Source organism: Pseudomonas frederiksbergensis, from assembly GCF_001874645.1.
In the GTDB taxonomy this organism is placed as follows: domain Bacteria; phylum Pseudomonadota; class Gammaproteobacteria; order Pseudomonadales; family Pseudomonadaceae; genus Aquipseudomonas; species Aquipseudomonas frederiksbergensis_B.
In genome coordinates this window covers 4,766,562-4,785,334 of record NZ_CP017886.1, presented here as the reverse complement: position 1 = coordinate 4,785,334, position 18,773 = coordinate 4,766,562, and the positions used below count along the sequence as shown (strand labels likewise).

The window sequence follows — 18,773 nt, the reverse complement described above, 5'->3', positions numbered from 1 at the left end:
TGCCAGTTCATGATAAATGGCGTAACAGTGGCGATGCAGCAACCCGTCGGCCACTCGGTTACCTTGATGGGGCTGACCTATAGTGAATCGACCGGAAATCGGCGAAGGATTTGCGACATCCCCCAACAAGAATATGGAGAACGGTCATGAGCGTTAAACCCATTCCCGAGGGTTATCACAGCGTCACGCCCTACTTGGGAATCCAGAAATCAGCCGAGGCGATCGACTTTTACAAAAAAGCCTTTGGTGCCACGGAAGTCATGCGCCTGTCGATGCCCGACGGCAGCATCGGCCATGCCGAACTGCGCATTGGCGACTGCCCTATCATGCTCGGTACACCGTGCGATCAAGGTCCGCTGAGCAACCCTGACAAATCGCCGTCCGTGGGGCTGCATCTGTATGTCGAGGATGTGGACAAATGCTACGCCCAGGCAATCAAGGCTGGTGGCACGGTGGTTTCGGAAGTGAAAGATCAGTTCTACGGCGACCGCTCGGGCACCTTGAAGGACCCCTTCGGCCATGTGTGGTTCCTGTCGACCCGCAAGGAAAACCTGACTCAGGCGCAAATCGAAGAGCGGGCGAAGGAGATGTTCAAGCAGCAATAACCCCCAGCCCCTGCCGGAGCTACCGAAGGCTGCGATCTTTTGAATTGCTTCCAGCAAAAAGCCCCGTTGCCTTGCGGCAGGGGGCTTTTTGTCAGGCGTGGATTCGTCGATGAAACGGCGGCTTTCTATGAGGGCAGTGTCAGCGATTTCTCCATGGGGATCGCCGTAAGCCCGGCGATGCTGAAGGTTTGCGCACATTGCCGGAAGCCAAGGTGCTGAAAAAAATCTTCGCCGGTACGGGTGCTGTTCAGTCGTGTCTGACTGAAGCCCCGTTCGAGCAACCAGGCTTCCAGGCCATGGATCAACGCCTGCCCGGCTCCTCGGCGAAACCACTCTGGCAGCACATAGCAAAAGGCGACCTTACCGCTGACAGCGGCCATGGCCACACCAATCGGTTTGTCGTCCAGCAGCGCAAGGCTCAGGTACAGGCGTGGATCAGCCAGCCAGGGCTGCACATGTTCAACGGTTTTGTTGTGGGTCCAGGCTGCGACGACCTTCGGGTCATTGCGGTGATCCGCAGCGCACCCGACCTTGATCGAGCGTTCGACGATCCGACTGATAATCCCCGCATCCGCGGGCCCGGCCGTACAGATGCGTATTGGTGCTTTCATGGCGCTATCACCTCAATCCATTGAGTCAAAGCTACGAGGGACGATAGCGCCGCAAGGGCCAGGTGGCTAATGGAGAGAAGTTACATTTGATGTGCAGCGAAAAACGCTATTGCGGACGGTCTCCCGATCCGTAGCAACTGCCGGAGGCTGCTACGGGTGTTCCATGTGCGAGGGCGCTCAGGCTGGCTGCAACGGCATCGTCAATTCAACCCTCAAACCGTCGGTGCGGCTGTCGAAATGCAACACGCAGCCGCAGCGCTGGACGATCGCCTGGACAATCGCCAGCCCAAGTCCGCAGCCGGTGCTTGAGCCGTTGCGCCAGAAACGCTGGGTCAGGTGTTGCAGGTCATCGGCGGCGATTCCAGGGCCATGGTCGCGCACCTGAAAACGCACGCGGTTATCCATGGTTTCAAGGCTCAGTTCCACCGCTGCATCCGCCGGGGTGTGGCGCAAGGCGTTGTCCAGCAGGTTGCGCAACGCGGCAATCGACAGTACCGCCGGCATTTGCACGGGTGCCGGTGAATAACTTGCCGGCAAGTGCAGTTTAATGCGCTGACGATCACCGCTGGCCGCGTCCTGAATCGCCAGACGGGCCACCTGCTCGGCGCTGCACTGTACGCCGTCGTCGAACGACAGACTGCCCTCAACGCGCGCCAGCAACAGCAGTTGCTCAAGCGTGCGGTGCAACCGATCGGCGCCTTCCTCGGCGCGGGCCAGAGACTGATCGCGAGCGGCGCCTTCGGTCATACGCGCCACTTGCAGGTGCGTCTTGATCGCCGTCAACGGGCTACGCAGCTCATGAGCGGCATCGCCAGTCAGCCGTCGCTCGCGCTCGATGGCTTTGCCGATTCGCTGGAACAGCTGATTCTGGGTTTCCAGCAACGGTTGCAGCTCGGCCGGCAACGGCTGGATCTGCAACGGCTCAAGAGAATCTGCACTGCGGCGCATCAAGGCATCTCGCATGCGATTAAGCGGCGCCAGGCCTTGGCCGATACCCAGCCAGAGCAGGCACAGACAACCGAGCAACGCTACGCCCACCGGCACCGACGCGGCCAGCAGCACCGACATGTTCAGCGCCTCGCGCTCGACTTGCCGGTCGGCCGTGGTGATGCGCACATCACCGCGAGCCAAGGTGAAACTGCGCCAGCGCGCACCGTCGATCATCTGGTCATGGAAGCCCATCTTTTCGGCTTCCAGGGTTTGTTCGGGAGTGCTGTGACTGCGGGCAAGAATCTCGCCACGCAAGGAGCTGACCTGACAGGCCATGCCCCCCGGAATATTCAACTGCTCGGCACTGAAATGGGTGCCATCGCCCTTGCTCGGCAGGGCCGGCAATTGCTCCAGCAATCCGGCGACCATGCGCGCCGAGGCCACCAGCCGTTGGTCGAGTGAGAACATCATCTGATTGCGCAGGTCGCTGAGCATCCAGGCCGCGGCCAAGGCCCAAATCAGCGCGAAGGCCGCGCCGAGGGTCAGACTCAGGCGCAAACGCAAACTCATCACTTCGAGTGTTCTCCGCCATCCGCCGGTCCAAGGCGGTAACCCAGCCCACGCACGGTTTCAACGATGCCGTTGCCGAGTTTGCGTCGCAGGTGATGGATATGAACGTTGAGGGCGTTGCTTTCCAGTTCATCGTTGAAACCGTAGACGCTGTCCTTGAGTTGCTCGGTCGACAGCACCCGGCCACGGTTGTGCAGCAAGGCTTGCAACAGCGATTGCTCGCGACGCGACAAGTCCACTGGCTGACCGGCAAGCAGGGCTTCCCGGCTGCTCGGGTCGTAGGTCAGGGCGCCGTGCTCGATCAGATTGACACTGCGCCCCGCCACCCGCCGCAACAATGTGTGCAGGCGCGCGGCCAGTTCACGCAGGTCGAAGGGCTTGAGCAGGTAATCGTCGGCGCCGGCTTGCAGGCCATCGACGCGGTCGGTCACCGAATCGCGTGCGGTCAGAATCAGCACCGGAATCTCCAGGCCTTGATGACGCAACTGCTGAAGCAGCTTCAGACCGTCTTCGTCCGGCAGGCCCAAGTCGAGCACCATCACGTCGAACTCGGCGACTTTAAGCATCGCCCGGGCGGCCGAGGCCGTGGCGACGTGCTCCACCGTCAGGCCCTGGGCCGTGAGGCCGGCAACGATGCCGCTGGCGATCAGCTCATCATCTTCACAAACCAGTACGTGCATGGTGAGACCTGTAGAAAAATATTGATTAAGAAGGCGCCGGATTAAGCGGACATTATGCCCGACGCGTCATTGCCACAAGGATAACGCGGTTAATCATCGGTTAATCGCCACCCATCATCGTGCACCCTACTTGCACCGCGATAAGGCTTACCCATGCGTCGTCTGTTTCTACTTTTTTTTCTTTTCATCGCAGGGCTGACCCAGGCGGCATCGAATCCATTCGAAACCAAGCCCGACTTCCTGCCGGTCGGCAAAGCCTTTGTGTTTACCTCCGAACGCCTTGAGTCAGGCGAAACCCAGCTCTTCTGGCAAATTGCCGACGGTTACTATCTTTATCAGCAACGGATGAAGTTCGACGATTTGCCCGACGCGCATAAACCACCGCTGCCAGTGGGTGAAGCCCACAGCGACGAGTTTTTTGGTGACCAGCAGGTTTATCGACAGGGCCTGGAGTTAAAGATTCCGGCCGGCGCCAGTGGCCAGATCAAAGTGGGGTTTCAGGGCTGTGCCGATGCCGGCTTGTGTTATCCGCCGCAAATCCAGGTGGTTGATCTGGGTGGCGGCGCAGCAGCGGTCAGCGGCAGTGAGGCCCCGGATCAGGCCCTGGCCAGCGGCCTGCAACAGCGGGCGCTGGGCTGGAGTTTGCTGGTGTTCTTTGGCCTGGGGCTGTTGCTCGCTTTCGCTCCCTGCTCGTTGCCAATGCTGCCGATTCTCGCCGGTTTGATCGTCGGCAGCGGCGCCAGCCCCACGCGTGGTTTCGCTTTGGCCGGCAGTTATGTGGTCAACATGGCGCTGGTGTATGCGGTGCTGGGCGTGCTGGCTGCATTGCTGGGCGCGAACTTGCAGGCTTTGCTGCAAAATGTCTGGTTGCTCGGCAGTTTCGCCGTGGTGTTTGTATTGCTGTCGTTGCCGATGTTCGGTTTCTTCGAACTGCAACTACCGGCCGCGCTGCGTGATCGCCTGGAAAACGCCAGCCGCAAACAAGGCGGCGGCAGCCTGCTCGGTGCCGGTGTACTCGGGGCCTTGTCCGGCTTGCTGGTCGGCCCGTGCATGACCGCGCCGCTGGCCGGTGCCTTGCTGTACATCGCCCAGAGCGGCAACGCGCTGCACGGCGGGCTGATCCTGTTCGCCATGGGCATCGGCATCGGTTTGCCACTGTTGTTGCTGGTGACTGTCGGTAACCGTTTCCTGCCCAAACCCGGCGCCTGGATGAACCTGCTCAAAGGCGTCTTCGGTTTCCTGTTCCTTGGCACCGCGCTGGTGATGGTGCGGCCAGTACTTGATGAGTCGCTGTGGGTCGGTCTGTGGGGCGCACTGTTGTTGATCATCGCCTACAGCGCCTCGCGCCAGACCGGCGGGTTCGGCCGCGCAGCTCATGTCTTCGGCGCCACGGCACTGCTTTCCGGATTGTGGGGCAGCCTGCTGCTGATCGGTGCTGCGGGCGGCAGCGATGACCTGTTCAATCCATTGCAGGTTTACCGCGCGCAGGCGTCGAACAGCGTCGACACCCCCACGCCCCACGACGCCTTCATCACCGTCAAGGATCCCGCCGCACTGCAACGCGAACTCGACACTGCGCGCGCCCAAGGCCAGTGGGTGTTGCTGGACTACTACGCCGACTGGTGCGTGTCGTGCAAGATCATGGAGAAACAGGTGTTCGGCAAACCTCAGGTAGTAGACGCGCTGAAAGATGTCCGCTTGCTGCGTCTGGACGTGACCGCCGACAATGCCGCCAGCCGTGAACTGCTCGGTCGTTATAAAGTGCCGGGGCCACCAAGCTTGCTGTGGATCGGTGCCGACGGCATCGAGCGCCGCAGCCAGCGCATCACTGGAGAGGTGGATGCCGCCGGTTTCCTCCAACGCTGGAACCTCACTCGGGACGCTCGTTGATGCTGACCTTTACCCTCGGCACCTTTGCCATTGCGCTCAACCACCTGCTGCTGATCAGTGCCTTGGCACTGGCGACCCTGGTCGGCTGGCGGGTGGCGAAGCGCGGTGGCGAGAACCCCGAGTCAGTGCTGTTCAGCCTGTTTCTGTTGGGTTTGCTCGCCGCCAGGATCGGTTTCGTGCTCGCCTACTGGGCCCACTACCGCGATGATCCGTGGCAGATCATCGACCTGCGCGATGGCGGCTTCCTCGCCTGGCCCGGGGTGATTGCCCTGCTGCTGGCAACGCTGTTGCGGGCCTGGCGCCGACCGGCACTGCGCAAACCGTTGGGCGCGGGCGTCGGCAGTGGTCTGTTGTTCTGGTTGCTGGCGAGTTTGTCCCTGAGCCTTTACGAACAAGGCACGCGCCTGCCAGACATTGTCTTGCGCAATGCCGCCGGCGAAACCGTGCAATTGGCCGATTATCAGGGCGGCCCCCTGGTGATCAACCTGTGGGCCACCTGGTGCCCGCCCTGCCGGCGCGAAATGCCGGTGCTGGAGAATGCCCAGCAACATCGGCCGGACCTGACCTTTCTGTTCGTCAACCAGGCCGAAAGCATGCAAAGCGTCAGCACCTTCCTCGAGACCCAAGGCTTGAGCCTTTCCAACGTGCTGTTCGATGGCGGCGGCCGACTGGGTCAGGCCGTCGGCTCCATGGCGCTACCGACTACGCTGTTCTACAGCGCCGAAGGCCGAATGCTCGGTAGCCACCTGGGCGAATTATCAGAAGCCAGCCTGGCCCGCGCCCTGGAAAACTTCGACTCCCCGAATTCGGCCATACAGGCCGCACCCTCAAGGAAACTGCCATGCCCCGCCTCCGCCATCTGCTGACGCTGTCCCTGGGCGCAGCGCTGCTGCAAATCCCGTTGCTGCATGCCGAAGAACTGCCTGCGGCGATCCGCAAGATCGAAGAAAAAGGCGCGAAAATCATCGGCAGTTTCGACGCACCCGATGGCCTGCGTGGTTATGCCGCGCGGTATCAGAACCGCGGCATGGCCTTGTACCTGACGCCCGACGGCCAGCATGTGCTGCTCGGCAACCTGTACGACGCCGATGGCAAGGACCTGAGCGCCGAGCCGCTGCAAAAACTGGTCTACGCACCGATGGCCAAGGAAGTCTGGGCGAAGATGGACGCCAGCAACTGGATCGCCGACGGCAGCAAGGATGCACCGCGCACCGTCTACCTGTTCAGCGACCCGAACTGCCCTTACTGCAACATGTTCTGGGAACAGGCCCGACCGTGGGTGAAGGCCGGCAAGGTGCAGCTGCGGCACATCATGGTCGGTATCATCCGTGAAGACAGCCCCGGAAAATCCGCGGCCCTATTGGCCGCCAAGGACCCGAGCAAGGCCCTGGAGGAACACGAAAAGGCTGGCAAGCAAAGCTCACTGAAAGCGCTGACAACCATTCCCGCCGCCATCCAGGCCAAACTCGATGCCAACATGAAGTTGATGGAAGAGCTCGAACTGTCCGCCACCCCGGCAATCTTCTACATGGACGACAAGGGCGAGTTGCAACAACAGCAAGGTGCGCCGTCACCGGATAAGCTGGTGAAGATTCTCGGGCCGAAGTAAAAGTGCAACATGATCGTTCCTACGCTCCTGCGTGGGAACGATCTACATCAAATGCTGCGCTGATGCCTGTCAGCCAGAAACTTCAGCAGTGCCTCGGTGACAAACTCGGGATTCTCCAGGTTCGAAATGTGCCCAGCCTCCGGCACCAGCAGATACGGACAACCGATCAACTCGGCCATTTCCTTCGTTTCCGACGGCGGCCGCGGTTTGTCCTGATCGCCGCACATCAGCAGCGTGGTTTCAGGATCCAGCTCGCCCAGACGCGGTAACAGATCATCACGACCAAACGTAATGCGGCCCATCGGCACAATGCTTTCACGCAAACGCTCAGGCGGCAGCGCGGCCAGCTTGACACGGAAACTCTGATAGAGCGCCGACTGAGGGTCGATGCCTGGGCGGAAGAAAATCGGCACCACGATATCGAGTAACTGCGGCGAGATGATACCGCTGTCCTCGATCTGCTTGAACAACGAGAAATAGTACTGGCGAGTCGGCTCGGGCTCGACACCGGCATAGGTGTCCATCAGCACCAAGCCATTGAGGCGCTGCGGGGCCGACAGCGCCAGACGCACGCCCCACATGCCACCGACCGAAAGGCCGACCAGGGTGACGCAGTCAATATCCAGATGATCAAGCAGCGCCAGTACCTGCCGCGCCTGATCATCCAGCGAAGTCATGCCCTTAGGCAACGGCCCGGACTCCCCGTGCCCCCACAGGTCCAGGGCAATCACCCGATAGTGCTGCGACAACGCCGCAATCTGCGGCGCCCACATGGCCTGGTCCCACAGATAACTGCCGGCCAACAGGACCGTCGGACCGCAGCCCTGATCAACGTAGTGAAGCGATTGTCCATCAATCGTAGCGAAGGGCATCCACTGTCTCCTTTCTGAATGGGTCAACCAAAAAACTTCGGCAGACTGTCCCGGTGACGGGGAACAGTCAATCCGAACGTCAATAGAGGTTGCAACAAGTCTGCGCGGGTCAGCAGCAAACACGGCTCAAGGACTGTCTGCGTGAGGCCGTTGACCAAAAAGACCCGGGTAGATAGCAGCCAATCTCAATTGACAATAATTATCATTAGTCATAGCTTGTCGCTCAACGCGTAGGCCGGCTCCGAACCCCTGGTCGCCCTACTTACTTTTTGCAGCAAGGTGATTTCCATGACGGAACCAGAATCCACAAGCAGGTGCGACTCACCCTTACTCCAGGCGTTCGTTGATAACCGACTGATTCTGGTCAAGATCGCAGCCCGTATTACCGGTTGCCGATCCCGCGCCGAAGATGTCGTTCAGGATGCGTTTTTCCGGCTGCAATCGGCACCGAAAATCACCTCCTCGTTCAAGGCTCAGCTCAGCTACCTGTTTCAAATCGTGCGTAACCTGGCGATCGATCACTACCGCAAACAGGTGCTGGAGAAAAAATATTCGGGCACCGAAGAAGAAGGCCTGAACGTGGTCATTCACGGTGCTTCGCCCGAAACTTCGCACATCAACTTCTCGACCCTGGAAAACATCGCCAACGCCCTCGGCGAGTTACCGAGTCGTACCCGCTACGCCTTCGAGATGTATCGCCTGCACGGTGTACCGCAAAAGGACATCGCCAAGGAACTCGGCGTATCGCCAACCCTGGTGAATTTCATGATCCGTGATGCTCTGGTGCATTGTCGCAAGGTCTCGGACAAGCGCAGCGACACGGCCTGTCGTCGCTAAAATCGCAACAGATCGCAGCCTACGGACGTACATTTTGTAGGAGCTGCCGCAGGCTGCGATCTTTTCAGGCACTTCAAATCACGTCAACGATGTGACGTGATTCAGGAAGGGATCTCAGGGATTGGACTGAAATCGGCGACGGCAGGCCTGATTTCAGCTTTTGGGCACCGGCACGATGGCAATCTTGTACGGATCGAAAATCTTCAGCATCTGCCCGTTGTCCCGCAAGCCTTGCAGCAACTTGCCGAAGGTTTCTGCACTGATCGGCGCTTGCGGACGTAGCAGTGCGTAATGGTGATAGACCTGATCGATACGCTGGGATACCAACAACTGCGCCCCGACCTTTTCATTGCGCAGCAGGTAATCGTAAAGGTACGAACGTGTGACCAGCGCAATGTCGGCACGGTCGCGAAGGACCATTAAAATATTGCTGTCGTGGGAAGTCGTGAGCGTCGCGTTGAATTTTTCCGCGAGAAATTTCGGATCGGCATCGAAATTGGCAAATTCGTAGTGATAATCCTTGTACAGCGCCAGACGCTTGCCTTTCAAGTCGGCGAAGTAGCTCTCCTGACGATCCGATTTACTCTGTGCGACAAAGATTTCAGCGTCTTCCAGCCCCATGTCGACGGTACTGTGCGGGATATCCTTCCAACCCCACTCCGGGTTTTCGAAGATCGCCATGTCAACCCGGGCGTCCTTGAAATCACCGAATCGACGCTGTAATGAGGTCGGCACGAGTTTGAACTCATAGTCGGTTTGCAACGTGTTCAGCGCCTCGACCAACTGCGGCAGCAGTCCGGTATCGTCGCCATTCTCCGGTCGAACGGTATAGGGAGGAAAATGCGCAGCGCCCACCTGCACCACTTGCGCGGCCGAAGCCGGCAGTACGAACAGCGCACCCAGCGCCATCAGCGAAATCCGTAAAGCCTTCCTAACTGGCGAAGACATCAAAACAAACCCACCTTTAAAAGTACATTCACTGCAAAGCTAGGCGGTTTTACCCACTTCGACAACTTGATGATGGCAATTTAATAAGTTTTGGCAAAACCGTCACTTTTCTTCCAACACCAGAATCAACGCTTCGTCGGCCAATTGATCGAGACTCATGCTGCCGTCCGCGCGAAACCAGGTGGTGGTCCAGGACAGCGCGCCGGTTAGAAAACGTCGGGTGATGAACACGTCGCCGCGAATAAAACCGGCATCTTTCGCCTCACTCAGCACGTGCAGCCAGATCTGCTCGTAGATATCACGCAGCGCCAGCACCTGGACCTGACCTTCTTCGGACAACGAACGCCATTCGTAGACCAGCACCGCCATTGCTTCGCCGCTTCCGCCCATGATCGACTGCAACTCACAGCGGATCAGCGCGAGCACCCGCTCGCGCACGTTGGTCGCTTGCGCCAGCGACGCGCGCATCAACGCGGTGTTGTAGCGAATGGTTTCCTCCATCACCGCCCGCAGGATTTCATCCTTGCTTTTGAAGTGATGAAAAATACTCCCCGACTGAATCCCGACCGCACTGGCCAGGTCACGCACCGTGGTGCGCTCGTAACCCTTGTTGCGAAACAGGTGAGCGGCCATTTGCAGCAGTTTGCCGCGAGCGCTGTCAGGATCGGTCAGTTGTCCGTTGTCGACCAACTCGCGCATTACCAGCAGGGCTTTTTGCTCGTCCACCCGTTCTCTCCTACAGTCGCTCAATCGAATGTGCGATCAGACCACCAAAACAGTGGGTTGCGCGGGCAATTTAAGCTGACCGGGACGACCAAGCAAGCGCTTGGACAAAAGAGGTTTCCGGCATTTACAAACCAAGCGCTTGCTTGGTAGTCTCGACCCACTTCTGTCGGAGGCTTGCAATGAACAATACCGTTCGTATCGGCTGCGCCAGTGCCTTCTGGGGCGACACCTCAACCGCCGCCGCGCAATTGGTTGAAGGCGCCCAGCTGGACTATCTGGTGTTCGACTATCTGGCAGAAATCACCCTGTCGTTGCTGGCCGGCGCGCGAATGAAAGATCCCCAGGCCGGTTACGCAACCGACTTCGTCGAAGTCCTCAGCCCGCTCCTCACGCAACTATCCGAACAGAACATCCGCGTGATCAGTAACGCCGGCGGGATCAATCCATTGGCCTGCGCAGCAGCGCTGCAAGCCGCGTGCGATAAGGCCGGTGTGCCATTGAAGATCGCCGTGCTGCTGGGCGATGACCTGCAACCGCAGTTCAAGCAATTGGCTGCCTGCGGCGTAAAGGAAATGTTCAGCGGCGGGCCCCTGCCAGCGATGTGCGTGTCGACCAACGCCTACCTCGGCGCGCCCGGCATTGTCGAAGCGCTACGCCTGGGCGCGGACATCGTCATCACCGGCAGAGTGGTCGACAGCGCAGTGGTCAGTGCAGCATTGGTGCATGAGTTCGGCTGGTCGTGGCAGGACTACGACAAACTGGCCCAGGCCGCGCTGGCCGGGCACATCATCGAATGCGGCGCACAGTGTACCGGCGGCAACTTCACCGATTGGTGCGATGTGCCGGACTACGAACACATCGGCTTTCCCATCGTCGAGGTCAGGGCCGACGGCCAGTTCATCGTCAGTAAACCTGACGGTTCCGGCGGTTTGGTCACACCGCTAAGCGTCGGCGAGCAGCTGCTGTATGAAATCGGCAACCCTCGCGCCTATCTGCTGCCGGATGTGGTCTGCGATTTCAGCCAGGTCAAACTCAAGCAACACGGAAAAAACACCGTACACGTTCACGGCGCCAAAGGCTTGCCAGCGCCCCGTCAATACAAGGTCAGCGCGACCTACCTGGACGGTTTTCGCTGCACCGCCAGTTGCCTGATCGCCGGGATCGACGCGGTGGCCAAGGCGCACCGGGTGAGTCAGGCGATCATCGCCAAGACTTCGGAAATGTTCAGCCAGCGCGGCTGGGCGCCCTACAGCGAAGTGAACATTGAACTGCTCGGCAGCGAAGCGACTTATGGTCCTCATGGCCAGCGTCAGGACAGCCGCGAAGTGGTGATCAAACTGGCGGTGCGTCATCCGAGCAAGCAGGCGCTGATCCTGTTTTCCCGGGAAATCGCCCAAGCCGCCACCGGTATGGCACCGGGGCTGACCGGTATCGTCGGGGGGCGGCCGACGGTGTCCCCCTTGATCCGTCTGTTCTCGTTCCTGATCGACAAAAACACCTGCACGTTGGAAATCGACCTGCGAGGCCAGCGTCATCCATGTGCCCTGCCCGCCCTCGATCACCTCGACATTGCTGACCTGCCGATGCCTTTTGCTCCACCCAAACCCCATGGGCGAGCCGACGCCAGTGTGGCGCTGGTGAAACTTGCGGTGGCGCGCTCCGGCGACAAGGGCAATCACAGCAATATCGGCGTCATGGCCCGCGCGCCCGAATACCTGCCGTGGATCGCCGAAGCCTTGACGCCTGCGGTCGTTGTCGACTGGATGAATCACGTTCTCGACCCGATCCACGGGCGAGTCGAGCGTTGGTATCTGCCCGGCACCCACAGCCTGAATTTTCTCCTGGAAAACGCTCTCGGCGGCGGTGGCGTGGCCAGCCTGCGGATCGACCCGCAAGGCAAGGCGTTCGCCCAGCAGTTGCTGGAAATCCAGATCCCGGTGCCGCAAAGCATCGCTGATCACGTCAAGTAGAGGACTGTTGCCGTGGCTTTTGATTCGATATTCAAACCCGATCTGTTCGTCGGCCAGACGATTATTGTCACCGGCGGCGGTAGCGGCATCGGCCGTTGCACCGCCCACGAACTGGCGGCCCTCGGCGCCCACGTGCTGTTGGTCGGACGCAAACCCGAGAAGCTGCAAAAGGTCGCAGCAGAAATCACCGAGGACGGCGGCAAGGCCAGTTGGCAGGCTTGCGATGTTCGCGACGAGGACGCGGTCACGCAACTGATCGGGCAGTTGATCATGGACCACGGGCCGATTCACGGTCTGGTCAACAATGCCGGCGGCCAATACCCGGCCCCCTTGGCCTCGATCAATCAGAAAGGGTTCGAAACCGTGCTGCGAACCAATCTGGTGGGCGGGTTCCTGATGGCCCGCGAGGTGTTCAATCAGTCGATGAGCACGCACGGTGGAAGCATTGTCAACATGCTCGCCGACATGTGGGGCGGCATGCCCGGCATGGGCCACTCGGGTGCCGCACGTTCAGGCATGGACAACTTCACCAAGACCGCCGCATTTGAGTGGGGATACGCCGGAGTACGGGTCAACGCGGTGGCGCCAGGATGGATCGCCTCCAGCGGCATGGACACCTACGAAGGCGCGTTCAAAGCAGTGATCCCGACCCTGCGCGAACACGTACCGCTCAAACGCATCGGTACCGAGTCGGAAGTCAGCGCGGCAATCGTTTTCCTGCTGAGCCCGGCAGCGTCCTTTATCAGCGGCAGTACGTTGCGGATCGACGGTGCGGCGAGCCTTGGCAGTCGCGCCTGGCCGCTGCACAAGGCGCAGCACAGTGAGTCGTTCAATGGATTCCATCGCGCGCGTTTGCCCGACGTGCTCAAAGACGAGGACTGATCCATGCCGATGATTGAATCGCAACTCGACACCCACAGCCCGCAGTTCGCACAGAACCGCGAGGCGATGTTGAGCTGCATCGAGCAGATCCGTCAGCTCGAACGCAACTTACTGGCCAAAGCGGCTGAGGCCAAACCGAAATTCGACAAACGCGGACAACTCCTGCCTCGCGAACGGTTGAACCTGCTGCTCGACCCCGGCGCACCGTTTCTCGAACTGGCGACCCTGGCCGGCTACAAACTGCACGACGACAAGGATGGCAGCCAGGCCGGGGGCGGATTGATCGCCGGGATTGGTTACGTGTCAGGCGTGCGGGTGCTGGTGGTCGCCAACAACAGCGCGATCAAGGGGGGAACCATTTCCCCCAGCGGCCTGAAAAAATCCCTGCGCCTGCAAACGATCGCCATGGAAAACAAACTGCCGGTGATCACCCTCGCCGAGAGCGGCGGCGCCAACCTCAATTACGCCGCAGAGATTTTCATCGAGGGCGCTCGCAGCTTCGCCAATCAGGCGCGGATGTCGGCCATGGGCTTGCCGCAAATCACCGTGGTGCACGGTTCGGCCACCGCCGGCGGCGCTTATCAGCCAGGGCTCTCTGACTACCTGGTGGTGGTGCGCGGTAAGGCCAAGCTGTTTCTCGCCGGCCCCCCGCTGCTCAAGGCTGCAACCGGTGAAGTCGCCACGGATGAAGCACTCGGCGGCGCCGAAATGCACGCACAAACTGCCGGCACCGCCGAATACCTGGCCGAAAACGATGCCGACGGCGTGCGCCTGGTACGCGAAATCGTCAGCCTGTTACCGTGGAATGCGCGGTTACCCCTGCACAGCGCCCCCTCTTGGGACGAGCCGCGCTACCCGATCGACGAACTGCTGGGGGTGATTCCGGACGATCCGAAAAAGCCCTACGACGTGCGCGAGATCATTGCGCGCATCGCCGACGGTTCACGCTTTCTCGAATTCAAGGGCGAGTTCGATCAGCAGACGATTTGTGGCCATTTGCAGATCCAGGGACGGCCCTGCGGTTTTGTCGGCAACAACGGTCCGATCACTCCGCAAGGCGCAAGCAAGGCTGCGCAATTCATCCAGCTCTGCGACCAGAGCCAGACACCGCTGCTGTTTTTCCATAACACCACCGGTTTCATGGTCGGCACCGAGTCTGAACAGCAAGGGGTGATCAAACACGGCGCGAAGATGATTCAGGCAGTCGCCAACGCGCGGGTGCCGAAGCTGAGCATCGTGGTCGGTGGCTCTTACGGCGCCGGCAACTATGCGATGTGCGGCCGAGGGCTCGACCCGCGTTTCATCTTCGCCTGGCCCAACAGCCGCACCGCCGTGATGGGCGGCGCCCAAGCCGGCAAGGTGCTGCGCATTGTCACCGAAGCCAGGCAGGTCAAGGACGGATTAGTCCCGGACCCGAAGATGCTCGACATGCTCGAACAGGTCACCGCGCAAAAACTCGACAGCCAGTCCACCGCACTTTATGGCAGCGCCAACCTGTGGGACGACGGGCTGATCGATCCGCGGGACACCCGCACCTTGCTCGGCTACCTGCTGGATATCTGCCATGAAGCCGAGGTTCGTCAACTGCAACCGAACAGTTTTGGTATCGCACGTTTTTGAGGCTCTGATCACCACCAGGTTTAGGGAGAACAATAAAAATGATCTTCACCCAGGAACACGAAGCACTGCGCCGTACCGTACGCAACTTTGTCGACCGCGAGATCAACCCGTACGTCGATGAGTGGGAAAAAGCCGGGCGCTTTCCGATCCACGAGATTTTCCGCAAGGCCGGCGCGCTTGGTTTGCTGGGGATTTCCAAACCGGAAAAATTCGGCGGCATGGGCCTGGACTACAGCTATTCGATTGTCGCCGCTGAAGAGTTCGGCACCATTCATTGCGGCGGAATTCCGATGTCGATCGGCGTGCAGACCGACATGTGCACCCCGGCCCTCGCCCGTTTCGGCTCCGATGAGCTGCGTGAAGAGTTCCTCCGTCCGGCGATCACCGGTGAACAGGTCGGCTGCATCGGCGTCTCGGAGGTCGGTGCCGGCTCTGATGTCGCCGGGCTGAAAACCACCGCGCGCAAGGACGGCGATGACTACGTGATCAACGGCAGCAAAATGTGGATCACCAATTCCCCAAGCGCCGACTTCATCTGTCTGTTGGCCAACACCTCGGACGACAAGGCGCACATCAACAAATCGTTGATCATGGTGCCGATGAACAGCCCCGGCATCAGCCTCAGCTCGCACCTGGACAAACTCGGCATGCGCAGCTCGGAAACCGCCCAGGTGTTTTTCGACAATGTGCGGGTGCCACAACGCAACCGCATCGGCCACGAAGGTGCTGGCTTCATGATGCAAATGCTGCAATTCCAGGAGGAACGCCTGTTCGGTGCAGCGAACATGATCAAGGGTCTGGAGTATTGCATCGACAGCACCATCGAGTACTGCAAGGAGCGCAAGACGTTCGGTAATGCGCTGATCGACAACCAGGTGATCCACTTCCGCCTCGCCGAGCTTTCAACCGAAATCGAATGCTTGCGGGCGCTGGTCTACCAGGCCACCGAGCAATACGTCCTAGGCCAGGACGTCACGCGCCTGGCGTCGATGGCCAAGCTCAAGGCCGGGCGGCTGGGCCGGGAAGTCAGCGACAGTTGCCTGCAATACTGGGGCGGTATGGGCTACATGTGGGACAACCCGGTAGCCCGCGCCTACCGCGATGTGCGGCTGGTGTCGATTGGCGGCGGTGCCGACGAGATCATGCTGGGGATCATCTGCAAATTGATGGGCATCCTGCCCGGGAAGAAAAAATGAACACTCTGCCCGTTTGCCAGACTCTGCTGCTGGAACCGCACAACGGCGTCCTGCACATCACGTTGAACCGGCCGGACTGCCGCAACGCCATGAGCTTGCAAATGGTCACCGAATTGCGTGCGGTACTGGCGGCGGTACGCGATGACCGCAGCATCCGTGCATTAGTGTTAGGCGGTGCCGGCGGGCATTTTTGCGCTGGCGGCGACTTGAAAGACATGGCCAATGCCCGCGCTCAAGGCCAAGAGGCTTACCGCGAGTTGAACCGCGCGTTCGGCGCCCTGCTTGAAGAAGCCCAGCACGCGCCGCAAGTGCTGGTCACGGTGTTGCAGGGTGCGGTGCTCGGCGGTGGGTTCGGCCTGGCCTGTGTCAGCGACATTGCACTGACTGACCACAATGCCCAGTTCGGCTTGCCGGAAACCAGCCTCGGCCTGCTGCCGGCGCAAATCGCTCCGTTTGTGGTCCAGCGTATCGGCCTGACTCAGGCACGACGCCTGGCGCTGACCGCCGCGCGTTTTGACGGGCATGAGGCGCGGCGTCTGGGGCTGGTGCATTTTGTCGAACACGATGCGCAAGCCCTGGCCGAACGCCTGGATGCGGTGCTCGCCCATGTTTTGTGTTGCGCGCCTGGCGCCAATGCCGCGACCAAATCCTTGTTGCTGGCCAGCACCGAGCAGCCGCTGGGGCCGTTGCTCGACCAGGCGGCCGAGTGGTTCAGCGAAGCCGTGACCGGGGCAGAAGGTGTCGAAGGGACGATGGCCTTTGTGCAGAAACGCAAACCGGGTTGGGCGCCCTAGGAGCAAAGCTTGCTCGCGATGAGGCCCTCACATACCGAATACACCAAGGGAACCCAAACATGCCCACCCTGCGCAAAATCCTCATCGCCAACCGCGGTGAAATCGCCTGCCGCATCCAGCGTACCGCCCAGGCGCTAGGCTATCGCACGGTTGCGGTATTCAGCGATGCCGACGCCGACGCCCTGCACGTACGCATGGCGGATGAAGCGGTAAACATCGGCCCAGCTGCCGTTGCGCAATCCTACCTGAACAGCGCGGCGATCATCGATGCCGCACTGCGCAGCGGCGCGGACGCGATCCATCCCGGCTACGGCTTTCTCTCGGAAAATGCTGAATTCGCCACGGCCTGCGCCCAGGCCGGCATCACCTTTATCGGCCCAAGTCCTGCCGCCATCGAACTGATGGGCAGCAAACGCTTGTCGAAAATTGCCATGCTCGCCGCTGGCGTACCATGCATCGGCGGTTACCAAGGGGCAGAGCAGGACGACGCCACCCTGAACCGCGAAGCCGAACGCATTGGTTATCCGCTGATGATCAAGGCCAGCGCCGGCGGTGGTGGACGCGGCATGCGCCTGGTACATCGCGCGGATGAATTGCTTGCGCAGATCCGCACCGCACGCTCCGAAGCCCTGCACGCTTTCGGCAGCGACGAGTTGATTCTCGAACAAGCGCTGATCGAGCCGCGCCATGTCGAAATTCAGTTGTTCGGCGACCAACACGGCAACCTGATCTATCTCGGCGAACGCGACTGTTCGATCCAGCGTCGCCATCAAAAAGTCATCGAAGAAGCGCCTTGCCCGGTGATGACCGCCGAACTGCGCCAAGCCATGGGCGACGCCGCGCTAAAGGCCGGACGTGCGGTGGATTACGTCGGTGCCGGCACCGTGGAGTTCTTGCTCGATGCGCGGGGACACTTCTATTTTCTGGAGATGAACACGCGACTACAGGTCGAGCACCCGGTGACCGAATTGATTACCGGCCTGGACCTGGTGGCCTGGCAACTGGAGATCGCCGCCGGATTGCCACTTGCGCTGCGCCAGGAACAGGTCGAACTCAAGGGCCACGCCATGGAAGTGCGCCTGTACGCCGAAGATCCGGCGCAGGATTTCCTGCCCCAGACCGGGCGCATTACGCGCTGGGAACCGGCCCTCGCGGACGGGGTGCGCATCGACCACGGTCTGCTTGAAGGTCAGCAGGTCAGCCCGTTTTACGACCCGCTGCTCGGTAAAATCATCGCCTACGGTGCCACCCGCGAAGAGGCTCGGCGCAAGTTGCTGCGGGCAGTCCAGGACAGTGCCTTGCTGGGCCTGCAGACTAATCAGCGTTTGCTCGCCGGTTTGCTGGAGCATCCGCAGTTTATTGCCGGGGATTTCAACACCGGGTTCATCGCACAACACTTCGCCAATCACCCAAGCCTTCACCCGCACGCGCCCACGGCCGAAGAGCTGGCTATCGCCACGGCGCTGTTCTATCAACAGTCCGCTGGCGTCCATCCGCCAGGACTCGCCGGTTGGCGCAACAACGCCAACGCGCCGCTGTTGCAACAGATCGGCCTCAACGGCGATCGCTGGTCAACCGAAGTGACTGCCCTGCTCGACGGGCAACTTGGCATTCAGGTGGCCGGGGAAATGCTGCAACTGAAACTACTCGATATCAACGCAGGCTCGGCCAACCTGGAAATCAACGGCATTCGCCGCCGCTACGCCTATCATCTGGCCGCCGGACAACTGTGGTTGTTCACTCGCCCCGGCAGCCTGCTGCTGCAAGACCAGACGCTGGCGCCCGTCAGCGGCCAGGTCGGCACCAGCACCGGCACGCTGAAAGCCCCGATGGATGGTGCGATTATCGAAGTACTGGTCAGCGAAGGCTCCCCGGTGAGCAAAGGGCAACTGTTGCTGGTGCTGGAGGCAATGAAAATGGAGCATCCGCTCAAGGCCGGCATTGACGGTGTGATCAAACGGTTGCAGGTCAGCCCCGGCGATCAGGTCAAAAAACGTCAGATTTTACTGGAGGTTGAATAAGCCGCTAGGCGG

Annotated in this window: 17 protein-coding genes; 11 read left to right on the top strand and 6 right to left on the bottom strand. The window is 60.4% G+C overall.

What is annotated here, in order from left to right; genetic code table 11:
* Positions 1-146 precede the first annotated feature (146 nt).
* Positions 147-605: a VOC family protein gene (locus tag BLL42_RS23000; RefSeq protein WP_071554471.1), complete on the top strand. Its 459-nt coding sequence runs from the start codon at positions 147-149 to the stop codon at positions 603-605.
* Positions 606-730: 125 nt separating this feature from the next.
* Here the strand turns inward: BLL42_RS23000 and BLL42_RS22995 are convergent, their stop codons facing one another.
* From BLL42_RS22995 to BLL42_RS22985, 3 genes are all read right to left on the bottom strand, one after another.
* Positions 731-1,216 (bottom strand): GNAT family N-acetyltransferase, encoded by a 486-nt coding sequence (locus tag BLL42_RS22995; protein ID WP_071554469.1) that lies wholly within the window; start codon positions 1,214-1,216, stop codon positions 731-733.
* Between the two features lie 177 nt (positions 1,217-1,393).
* Complete coding sequence (locus BLL42_RS22990; protein WP_071554467.1) at positions 1,394-2,719, bottom strand: ATP-binding protein; 1,326 nt, start codon at positions 2,717-2,719, stop codon at positions 1,394-1,396.
* Positions 2,716-3,396, bottom strand: coding sequence for a response regulator (locus BLL42_RS22985; protein ID WP_071554465.1), 681 nt, complete (start codon positions 3,394-3,396; stop codon positions 2,716-2,718). The genes BLL42_RS22990 and BLL42_RS22985 overlap by 4 nt, the downstream gene beginning before the upstream one ends.
* A 153-nt stretch (positions 3,397-3,549) precedes the next feature.
* Between BLL42_RS22985 and dsbD the strand changes: the two genes are divergently transcribed.
* The 3 genes from dsbD to dsbG are packed head-to-tail and all read left to right on the top strand — an operon-like array spanning position 3,550 to position 6,895.
* Positions 3,550-5,286, top strand: a complete 1,737-nt coding sequence (gene dsbD / locus BLL42_RS22980) for a protein-disulfide reductase DsbD (protein WP_071554464.1) — start codon at positions 3,550-3,552, stop codon at positions 5,284-5,286.
* Complete coding sequence (locus tag BLL42_RS22975) at positions 5,286-6,152, top strand: TlpA disulfide reductase family protein (RefSeq protein ID WP_071554462.1); 867 nt, start codon at positions 5,286-5,288, stop codon at positions 6,150-6,152. Before dsbD ends, BLL42_RS22975 begins: the two co-directional genes overlap by 1 nt.
* The gene (dsbG, locus tag BLL42_RS22970; RefSeq protein WP_071554460.1) at positions 6,128-6,895 is read left to right on the top strand and encodes a thiol:disulfide interchange protein DsbG; all 768 of its coding nucleotides are present in this window, start codon (positions 6,128-6,130) and stop codon (positions 6,893-6,895) included. The genes BLL42_RS22975 and dsbG overlap by 25 nt, the downstream gene beginning before the upstream one ends.
* 47 nt (positions 6,896-6,942) lie before the next feature.
* Here the strand turns inward: dsbG and BLL42_RS22965 are convergent, their stop codons facing one another.
* On the bottom strand, positions 6,943-7,767 hold the full coding sequence (locus BLL42_RS22965; protein ID WP_071554458.1) for an alpha/beta fold hydrolase: 825 nt from the start codon (positions 7,765-7,767) through the stop codon (positions 6,943-6,945).
* A 288-nt stretch (positions 7,768-8,055) separates the two neighbouring features.
* Here BLL42_RS22965 and BLL42_RS22960 point away from each other — a divergent pair, with 288 nt between their 5' ends.
* Positions 8,056-8,604 (top strand): RNA polymerase factor sigma-70, encoded by a 549-nt coding sequence (locus BLL42_RS22960; protein WP_071554456.1) that lies wholly within the window; start codon positions 8,056-8,058, stop codon positions 8,602-8,604.
* 153 nt (positions 8,605-8,757) lie between these two features.
* On the opposite strand, the gene BLL42_RS22955 is transcribed toward BLL42_RS22960, so the two are convergent.
* Together BLL42_RS22955 and BLL42_RS22950 are read right to left on the bottom strand one after the other, a co-directional pair.
* A complete protein-coding gene (locus BLL42_RS22955; protein ID WP_174553337.1) occupies positions 8,758-9,552 on the bottom strand; it encodes a substrate-binding periplasmic protein in 795 nt (264 codons plus the stop codon).
* Positions 9,553-9,654: 102 nt separating this feature from the next.
* Positions 9,655-10,278 carry a TetR/AcrR family transcriptional regulator gene (locus tag BLL42_RS22950; protein WP_071554452.1) on the bottom strand — a complete coding sequence of 208 codons (624 nt, stop codon included), beginning with the start codon at positions 10,276-10,278 and terminating at the stop codon, positions 9,655-9,657.
* A 179-nt stretch (positions 10,279-10,457) separates the two neighbouring features.
* Here BLL42_RS22950 and BLL42_RS22945 point away from each other — a divergent pair, with 179 nt between their 5' ends.
* From BLL42_RS22945 to BLL42_RS22920, 6 genes are read left to right on the top strand one after another with little or no spacing between them, the layout of a single operon-like run.
* Positions 10,458-12,248, top strand: coding sequence for an acyclic terpene utilization AtuA family protein (locus BLL42_RS22945; protein WP_071554450.1), 1,791 nt, complete (start codon positions 10,458-10,460; stop codon positions 12,246-12,248).
* A gap of 12 nt (positions 12,249-12,260) precedes the next feature.
* Positions 12,261-13,130, top strand: coding sequence for an SDR family oxidoreductase (locus tag BLL42_RS22940; protein ID WP_071554448.1), 870 nt, complete (start codon positions 12,261-12,263; stop codon positions 13,128-13,130).
* A 3-nt stretch (positions 13,131-13,133) separates the two neighbouring features.
* Positions 13,134-14,750 carry a geranyl-CoA carboxylase subunit beta gene (gene atuC, locus BLL42_RS22935; RefSeq protein WP_071554446.1) on the top strand — a complete coding sequence of 539 codons (1,617 nt, stop codon included), beginning with the start codon at positions 13,134-13,136 and terminating at the stop codon, positions 14,748-14,750.
* A gap of 38 nt (positions 14,751-14,788) precedes the next feature.
* Entirely contained in the window at positions 14,789-15,946 is a 1,158-nt protein-coding gene (gene atuD, locus BLL42_RS22930) for a citronellyl-CoA dehydrogenase (protein ID WP_071554444.1), read from the top strand.
* Entirely contained in the window at positions 15,943-16,740 is a 798-nt protein-coding gene (locus tag BLL42_RS22925; protein ID WP_071554442.1) for an enoyl-CoA hydratase/isomerase family protein, read from the top strand. Before atuD ends, BLL42_RS22925 begins: the two co-directional genes overlap by 4 nt.
* Before the next feature lie 59 nt (positions 16,741-16,799).
* Positions 16,800-18,761, top strand: a complete 1,962-nt coding sequence (locus BLL42_RS22920; protein ID WP_071554440.1) for an acetyl/propionyl/methylcrotonyl-CoA carboxylase subunit alpha — start codon at positions 16,800-16,802, stop codon at positions 18,759-18,761.
* The last annotated feature ends 12 nt before the right edge of the window (positions 18,762-18,773 follow it).